Genomic DNA, 8,040 nt, shown 5'->3' with positions numbered 1-8,040 from the left:
GATCAAGTACTGGTTCTCGGACACCGAGATCGTCGGCTGAGCCGACACTGCCAAATCTGATGCAAAAAGGCCGGCGTTTCGCCGGCCTTTTTCATTGGTGATTCGATCAACTCTCGCGCACGAATTGCAGTATGTCGGCATGCAGCCGGTCCATATGCGTGTACATGATGCCGTGTGGCGCACCTTCATAGACAAGGAAGCGGCAATCAGGGATCAGTTTCGCCGACGGCATGCCGGTCAGTTCGATCGGCGCCGAGCGGTCGCGGTCGCCATGGATGAGCAGCGTCGGAAGCGTGATTTCGCGCAATTCGGTGCGAAAATCCTGCTCGACCATGTCGCGGCTGCAGGCGAGCGCCACGGGAACGGAAACCTGCACCAGGGTGTAGCCCCAGCGCACCATGCCGGGCGACGTCTCCGGAATGAAGAACGGCGCGATGTTGTCGGCCACCCACTTTGGATAGTCGTGCTTCCACAACGCCCACAGAGCCTCGAAACCGTCCCGGGGCGCGCCACCCGGATTGTCGTCGGTCTTGAGCAGCATCGGCGTCATCGGCGCCAGCAGGACGAGCCGCTTGACGCGATCTCTGCCATGCCGGGTGAGGTAGCGCACCGCCTCGCCACCCGCCATGGAATGACCGACCAGGGTGATGTCGGTAAGATCGAGTTGCTCGATCAGTGTGGCGACATCGTCGGCGAAAGTATCGTGGTCATAGCCTTGGGACGGATGATCGGAGCGGCCGTGGCCGCGACGGTCGAATGCGATAMAGCGGAACCCTTGCTCGGCGAAGGCGGCCATCTGGTAATCCCACATCTGGCTGCCAAAGCCGAGGCTGCTGAGGAAGAGCATCGGCTGCCCCTGCCCCCACTCGCGCCAATAGAGCTGCGTCCCGTCGGCTGTTGTGATGAAAGGCATTTTCGTCTCCTCGAGCGTTTCACCATTTCACGGAAACGGCGAACCGCTCTATCTCTTTGTTTTTACGCAATTCTGGGCGGAAAACCGCTCACACTTTTCCTGGAATTGCTTTGGCTTGAGCCCGTTCAGGCCGGGACGAACTGGTAGTCGACCAGGATGCGGCCCTGGTCGTCGACGGTCAGGACTTCGAGGCCGGTCGCCAGCACGGTGTCGCCATCGGTCGGCAGCATCTCCCAGGTGAAGGTGACGACGTCGTGCAGCAGGCGGGCATTCGAGACGGCGCGGAACCGGTTGCCGTCGTCGCGGATATTCTTCTCGTGCGATCCGCGTACCCGTGCCTCGAGCGCCTCGTAGCCGCGCATCGCGCGTTCGCCGACATAGTGCTGGCCGTCGGGCACCCACAGGGCGGCAATGCCCGCGCGGCGACGCTCTGCGTCCGTCTCGTTCCACACGGCGACATAGCGGTCGGCCAACGCCTTAGCATCCAGGGACCTGGTCATGATTTTCACTCCATCTGTTTGCGAGAACGGCAATGCACCGCCTTTTCGGAGGAGAGAATTCGCCGGGTGGAGGATCGAAATCCATGACCTCGAAGGTCAAAAAGCGACGGTCTGGTCACGTCGAATTTGACCTTGCAGGTCATTGAACCGTGACGCCGTCGCGCGATAGGTTCCGGCAATGACACTGCACCAGACACCCTTCGGCGTGCTGCTGCGGCGCTGGCGCGAGCAGCGCCGGATGACGCAGACCGATCTCGCTTTGGCGGCGAACAGTTCGACCAGGCATCTGTCCTATCTCGAGACCGGACGCTCGCGGCCAAGCCGGGAGATGATTGTGCGGCTGGCCGAATGCCTTGCCGTGCCGCTGCGCGATCAGAACACGCTGCTGCTCGCGGCCGGCTTTGCGCCCGGCTTCCAGGAGCGCTCGCTGGCGGAGCTGGAAGCGGCCAGGACAGCGATCGACAGCGTGCTGCAGGCGCACAAGCCCTACCCTGCCTTCGCCGTCGACCGCCATTGGAACGTGGTGTTGTCGAACTCGGCGTTGCCGCAGCTCTATGAGGGATGCTCAGCCGACCTCATGCGCAGCCCGGTCAATTCCGTGCGCCTCATCCTGCACCCGGCCGGCATGGGTCCGCGCATCCTGAACTTCGCCGCGTGGCGCGCGCATACGGTGCATGTGCTGCGCCAGCAGATCGAGGCGCGCGCCGACCCGGTCATCCAGGGCCTGCTGGCCGAAGTGATGGCCTATCCCTCGCCGGCCGGCTCCGATGCAGCGGAAGGGCTGGAAGCGGCGCAGCGGCTGGCAACGCCGCTGCGCATCGCAACGCGCCTCGGCAACGTGTCCTTCCTCAACACCACCACCGTTTTCGGCACGCCCAACGATGTGACGCTGGCGGAGCTTGCCCTGGAAATGCTGTTTCCGGCCGACGACCAGACCATCGAGATCGTCAAGACCATGGTCAAGGAGACGGCTGCGATGTGACGCCGATGCGGAAATCAGCTCGCGGCGCTGAAGCGCAGGATTTCGCGGCCGTCCTTGTCTGATACTGTGAGCTTGCCGGCATCGACCTTGTATGACGCCGCCTTGGCCAGTGCATCGAACAAGGCCTTTTCCTCGGCCATCACCTCCGGCGCGCAAGCCTTGTAGGTCGAGCCGATCTCGCTGATCGCGATCGCCTGGCCATCGACCTTCGCCGTGGCAAAATAGGTGTTGCAGGGGCCACTGCCGCCAGCCTTGCCGGCCTCGCTGACCCGGAACGTCGCCTGCGGCGCGGTGATGGCGCCGATGCCGTCGACATAGTCGACCACCCAGACTTGGCCAAAGACAGCATCCGCAGACTCGGCGTTCGGCGCCACCATCTTGAGCATGATGGTTTGCGGCGCGTCGGTCAGCGGATCGACTTGATGGCGCACGTCGGAGATGAACATCAGCTTGCCATCGACTGTGATACGCGCCTGCAGCGCATAGGTCATCTGCGACCGGATCGCCGATGGATCGAATTTGATCTCGAAGCTGATCGGCACCTGGCCGGCCGGCTTGACAGTCTGCTCGCCAATGATCTTGGCCGGCGCGTCGGCAAGCGACATATCGGCAAGTTGGACGGAAAGTACGGCGCTGGGCGGCAGGGCGATGCGCTCGCGATAGATCACCTCGCCTGTCACCGTCTTTTCGGCGGCCACGGACAGTTCCGGCACCGCCAGGATGCCGATGACCAGAGGCACGAAACCGAAGACGAAGAACTCCGCGAGCCTATCCAGCATGACCGCCTCCCTTGCCTCGGACTGCCAACGCCTAGGCTGATCAACCGCGCCCAATTGGCCAAAGGATTGCGGTCAATGCATGACTGCGACAGGGATTTATTCGGACGGCGACTTCCAGCGCCCGGCCGCATGGGAGTCGGCTTCCTTGGCCTCGACCCAGCCGCCCTCGGAGCCATCAACGCGATGCTCCTTCTTCCAGAAAGGCGCGCGCGATTTGAGATAATCCATAAGGAAGTTCGCCGCCTCGAACGCTGCCTGGCGATGGGCCGAGGCGGCCACCACCAGCACGATGTTTTCGCCCGGCGCGATCTTGCCATGGCGGTGGATGACGGTGAGGCCTTGCAGCGGCCAGCGCTGAACCGCCTCAGCGGCGATGCGGCCGATCTCGGCCTCCGCCATGCCGGGATAGTGCTCGAGTTCGAGTGCCGAGAGCGCGCCCTGCTCGTCGCGGCAAAGGCCTGAGAAAGAAACCACCGCTCCGATATCGGCGCGGCCTTGCGTCAGCCCGGCAATCTCGGCGGCGACGTCGAAATCCTGGCGCTGGATGCGCACGCTTGGCACCAGGACGGCCGACATGGGTGTCAGCCCCCGGTCATCGGCGGGAACAGCGCGATCTCGCGCGCGCCCGCTATCTTCTCGCGATGATCGACATGTTCCTGGTTGATGGCAACGCGGATCACGTCGGGATATTGCAGCGCGTGCTCGTAGCCCTCGCCGCGCGATTGCAGCCAGCGCAAGAGGTCGGCGACTGTCTCGATGCCGGCGGGCAGTTCGACGTCTTCCTCCGATGTGCCGATCCGTTCGCGCACCCAGGCGAAATAGATGAGACGGGTCGTCATCTCACTCGTCCATGATGTGCTTGAGGCCGGCGCGGAAATARTCGTAGCCGGTGTAGAGCGTGACSAGTGCCGCGATCCACAGCAGCACCAGGCCGGTCTGCGTCGTCAGCGGGAAGATCTTGTCGCCGGCCGGCCCCGCCAGCAGGAAGGCGATGGCGACCATCTGGATGGCGGTCTTCCATTTGGCGAGCTGCGTCACCGGCACCGAAACCTTGAGCGCCGCCAGATATTCGCGCAGGCCCGAGACCAGGATTTCGCGGCACAGGATGATGATCGCCGCCCAGAGCGACCAGCCGGCGATGCCGGCATGGCGATCGGTGTCGGCGGCCAACAACAGCAGACAGGTGGCGACCAACAGTTTGTCGGCAATCGGATCGAGCATCTTGCCGATGTTGGAGGTCTGCTGCCAGGCGCGCGCCAGATAGCCGTCCAGGTAATCGGTGATGGAGGCGAGCAGGAAGATGATCAGCGCCGACCAGCGGGCGAAGTCGCTCGATTTCAGATGGCCTTCGAGAAAAAAGCACAGCACGACCAACGGCACCGCGACGATACGGGCGTAGGTCAGCATGTTGGGCAGGTTGAACGCGCGCTTGGCCATGTCTAGGAGACTCTTTCTACCTGCGTACTCAAATCAGAAGCTGTTGTAGGGGGTCAACAGGCCAAAATCGATTGGCCAGCCGAAATACCCGGAATCGGTCAGCTCTCGTGGAAATGATTGTAGACCAGTTTGGCGACCTGTTCGGAAATGCCCTCGACTTTCCTCAGATCCTCGATCGCCGCGCGGCTGACCGCCTTGGCGGTGCCGAATGCCAGCAGCAGCGCGCGCTTGCGGCCTGGGCCGATGCCGGCGATCTCGTCGAGTGGGCTCTTGACCATTTCCTTCTTGCGCCGGGCCCGGTGCGAGCCGATGGCGAAGCGATGGACCTCGTCGCGCAGGCGCTGGACGAAATAGAGCACGGGGTCGCGCACCGGCAGCGAAAACGAGTCCTTGCCCCTGACGAAGAAGCGCTCGCGGCCGGCATCGCGGTCCTGGCCCTTGGCGATGCCGATCGCCACGACGCGATCCTCGATGCCGAGATCGGCGAGAATCTTGCGCACCGCCGTCATCTGGCCCTGGCCGCCATCGATCAGGATGACGTCGGGCCAGGCCGGGAAATTGCCTGAGATATCGTCTTCGATGTCATCGGCCGCCTCGCCCGCTGGCGCGGCGTCGGCCACGGCGATATCGCCATGTTCCTTGAGCAGCCGCGAAAAGCGCCGCTCCATGACCTCGCGCATCATGCCGAAATCGTCGCCCGGCGTGATCTCGGTCGAGCGGATGTTGAATTTCCGGTACTGGTTTTTCACGAACCCTTCCGGTCCCGCGACGACCATGGCGCCGACGGCATTGGTGCCCATAATGTGCGAGTTGTCGTACACTTCGATGCGTACCGGCGGCTTGGCCAGACCGAACGTCTCGGCGAAACCGGCAAGCAATCGCCCTTGCGTCGAGGTTTCGGCCAGCCTGCGGCCCAACGCCTCACGGGCGTTCTGCAGGGCGTTGTCGGTCAGGTCCTTCTTCTCGCCACGCTGCGGCACCGAGATCGCCACCTTGCGGCCGGCGCGGGTGGAGAGCGCCTCGGCCAGCAGTTCCTGATCCTCGACGCCGTGCGACAGGAGGATGTTCCGCGGCGTCGGCTTGTCGTCATAGAACTGCGCCAGGAACGAGCCCAGCACTTCGGCGGCTTCCAGCGCCGGGTCGGCTTTCGGGAAATAGGCGCGGTTGCCCCAGTTCTGGCCAGTGCGGAAGAAGAACACCTGGATGCAGACCTGGCCGCCTTCCTGRTGGATGGCRAAGACRTCGGCCTCGTCGACGGTCGCCGGGTTGATGCCYTGRTGGCTCTGCACATGCGASAGRGCCGCCAGCCGGTCGCGATAGATGGCCGCGCGCTCAAAATCGAGGTCTTGCGAGGCCTGCTGCATGGCCGCCGAAATCTCGGTCTTCACCTTCTGGCTGCGGCCCGAGAGAAAGTCCTTCGCCTCCTCTACCAGTTCGACGTAGCCCTCATGCGAGATTTCACCGGTGCAGGGGCCGGCGCAGCGCTTGATCTGGTACAGAAGGCATGGCCGCGTGCGGTTTTCGTAGAACGAGTTTGTGCAGCTCCTGAGCAGGAAGGCACGCTGCAGCGAATTGATGGTGCGGCCGACGGCGCCGGCCGAGGCGAAGGGGCCGAAATAGTCGCCCTTGCGCGACCGCGCACCGCGATGCTTGTAGATGCCGGGCGAGAGATGATCGCCGGTCAAAAGGATATAGGGGAACGACTTGTCGTCCCGCATCAGCACATTGAACCGCGGCCGCAAGCGCTTGATAAGATTGGCTTCGAGCAGCAGCGCTTCGATCTCGGTGCGGGTGACGACGAACTCCATCGTCGACGTCTCGCGCACCATGCGGCCGATGCGATTGGTGTGGAACCGGCCTTGCGCGTAGTTGGTGACGCGCTTCTTCAGGCTGCGCGCCTTGCCGACATAGAGCACGTCGCCGGCGGCGTTCATCATGCGGTAGACGCCGGGCGCGTTGGGCAGCCGCTTGACCAGCGTCTGGATCACTTCGGCGCCGACCATGCCTTCRGCGTCGCCGGCATGCGGCGTCCAGTCGATGGCCGTGAAGGCGACATCCGGGCCGATCGGTTCGACGATCTCCTCCAGCGCCTCGTCCTCGAGGTCGATTTCGGGAGGCAGATCATCGGCGCCGCCGCGCGGCTTGTTCTTTTGGTCTAGAGGACTCATTCCGTCATGCCTGTCACATCGGGCGTCTGCCATGCAAGATGCTGGCCGCCATCGAGCGCGATCATCTGGCCGGTGACCGATCGCGCCTCCCAGAGATAGCGGATGGTGGCGCCGAATTCAGGCAATTCCGGGCCGCGCTTCAGGATCAGGCCGGCGAGTTGCGCATCAAAATCGGAATCGTCCTGGCGCGCATTCTTCAGCGTCGGGCCCGGACCGATTGCGTTGACGCGAATGCGGGGCCCGAGCGCCTGCGCCAACATCTGCGTCTGGGTCCACAAGGCGGACTTCGACAGTGCATAGGAGAAGTAGCGCGGTGTCGGCCGCCAGACGCGCTGGTCGATGATGTTGACGATCAGCCCGTCGCGCCCTTCCGGCAAGGCGCTGGCGAAATTCTGTGCCAGCAGCGCCGGCGCTTTGACGTGAATGGCAAAGTGGCGATCCCAAGCTTGCCAGTCGAAATCCTCAATGGAATCATCGACGAAGAGCGAAGCGTTGTTGACCAGCAGCGAGATCGGCCCGAGCGCGGCCTCCGCCTGGCCGACGAGGTCGCTGACAGCATCCATGTCGGTCAGGTCGGCGCTTACCACCGCCGCGCGGCCGCCAGACTGGTTGATCCCTGCGGCCAAGGAATCCGCCTCATCGTGCGAGCGATTGGCGTGGATGGCGACGGCAAATCCATGGCTGGCGAGGTCTTCGACAATTGCCTTGCCGATCCGTTTCGCCCCGCCCGTCACCAGCGCCGCGGCAGTGGCTTTGCTCATCTGTTGTCAATCCTCAATTTCGGCCCGAAAACACGACGCCGACGAAATATGGCCCGGCATGCGTTAAATGGCGTTCTCACCTGGGGCAGCATTGTGGCGAAGTGCCAGGTTCGGCATCCCGACTCGTCTTGGAGTCGGAAGCGCTGGATCGCAATATAGGACGCTGGACTCCTTGCACCAAGCGGTGTGCAGCGCAGCATGAAATGGCTGCTGACATTTCGCTGTTGCGAAGATGCAACGTCAAGGTTCCGCCTCATTCGCGCCGGGGAATGACCCAAGTTCAGGTTCGCTTCAGCCGCATTTTGACACGACATTTGGAACCGACGAACGCCAGATCCGTTTCACCCCCCGGACGGGTTGATGGCGATCGTGAGAAACAAGCCTGTGTCCTGTGGCTTAAGGAGTAAAGAACAATGCAAGCCAATCTTAAATTCGCACGACCGCTGGTCGTCGCGCTCGGGCTCTTCGCCCTCGGTGGTACTGCCTATGCCGCAGACGTC

General features: G+C 63.2%; 9 protein-coding genes. 1 reads left to right on the top strand and 8 read right to left on the bottom strand.

Annotation, left to right across the window (positions count from 1 at the left end; translation table 11 throughout):
- Nucleotides 1–106: 106 nt before the first annotated feature.
- Nucleotides 107–913 (bottom strand): alpha/beta fold hydrolase, encoded by an 807-nt coding sequence (locus AC1DX0_RS26940; RefSeq protein WP_477357455.1) that lies wholly within the window; start codon nucleotides 911–913, stop codon nucleotides 107–109.
- A gap of 125 nt (nucleotides 914–1,038) precedes the next feature.
- On the bottom strand, nucleotides 1,039–1,413 hold the full coding sequence (locus AC1DX0_RS26935; RefSeq protein ID WP_477219345.1) for a hypothetical protein: 375 nt from the start codon (nucleotides 1,411–1,413) through the stop codon (nucleotides 1,039–1,041).
- A 178-nt stretch (nucleotides 1,414–1,591) separates the two neighbouring features.
- Between AC1DX0_RS26935 and AC1DX0_RS26930 the strand changes: the two genes are divergently transcribed.
- The gene (locus tag AC1DX0_RS26930; protein WP_477219346.1) at nucleotides 1,592–2,395 is read left to right on the top strand and encodes a helix-turn-helix domain-containing protein; all 804 of its coding nucleotides are present in this window, start codon (nucleotides 1,592–1,594) and stop codon (nucleotides 2,393–2,395) included.
- Between the two features lie 14 nt (nucleotides 2,396–2,409).
- Here the strand turns inward: AC1DX0_RS26930 and AC1DX0_RS26925 are convergent, their stop codons facing one another.
- The 6 genes from AC1DX0_RS26925 to AC1DX0_RS26900 all read right to left on the bottom strand — a co-directional run bounded on the left by AC1DX0_RS26925 (nucleotide 2,410) and on the right by AC1DX0_RS26900 (nucleotide 7,540).
- Nucleotides 2,410–3,174 (bottom strand): YbaY family lipoprotein, encoded by a 765-nt coding sequence (locus AC1DX0_RS26925; protein WP_477219347.1) that lies wholly within the window; start codon nucleotides 3,172–3,174, stop codon nucleotides 2,410–2,412.
- A gap of 96 nt (nucleotides 3,175–3,270) precedes the next feature.
- Complete coding sequence (locus tag AC1DX0_RS26920; protein WP_477219348.1) at nucleotides 3,271–3,750, bottom strand: molybdenum cofactor biosynthesis protein MoaE; 480 nt, start codon at nucleotides 3,748–3,750, stop codon at nucleotides 3,271–3,273.
- Between the two features lie 5 nt (nucleotides 3,751–3,755).
- Nucleotides 3,756–4,013: a molybdopterin converting factor subunit 1 gene (gene moaD, locus AC1DX0_RS26915; protein WP_032929596.1), complete on the bottom strand. Its 258-nt coding sequence runs from the start codon at nucleotides 4,011–4,013 to the stop codon at nucleotides 3,756–3,758.
- A 1-nt stretch (nucleotide 4,014) separates the two neighbouring features.
- Complete coding sequence (pgsA, locus tag AC1DX0_RS26910) at nucleotides 4,015–4,611, bottom strand: CDP-diacylglycerol--glycerol-3-phosphate 3-phosphatidyltransferase (protein WP_023673449.1); 597 nt, start codon at nucleotides 4,609–4,611, stop codon at nucleotides 4,015–4,017.
- A 98-nt stretch (nucleotides 4,612–4,709) separates the two neighbouring features.
- The gene (gene uvrC / locus AC1DX0_RS26905; protein WP_477219349.1) at nucleotides 4,710–6,779 is read right to left on the bottom strand and encodes an excinuclease ABC subunit UvrC; all 2,070 of its coding nucleotides are present in this window, start codon (nucleotides 6,777–6,779) and stop codon (nucleotides 4,710–4,712) included.
- Nucleotides 6,776–7,540 carry an SDR family oxidoreductase gene (locus AC1DX0_RS26900; protein WP_477219350.1) on the bottom strand — a complete coding sequence of 255 codons (765 nt, stop codon included), beginning with the start codon at nucleotides 7,538–7,540 and terminating at the stop codon, nucleotides 6,776–6,778. Before AC1DX0_RS26900 ends, uvrC begins: the two co-directional genes overlap by 4 nt.
- Nucleotides 7,541–8,040 lie beyond the last annotated feature (500 nt).

The sequence above is a fragment of the Mesorhizobium sp. P3_A9 genome (genome assembly GCF_056402975.1).
Note: the sequence above shows the minus strand (reverse complement) of the source record. Positions and strands in the feature narration are given on the sequence as shown.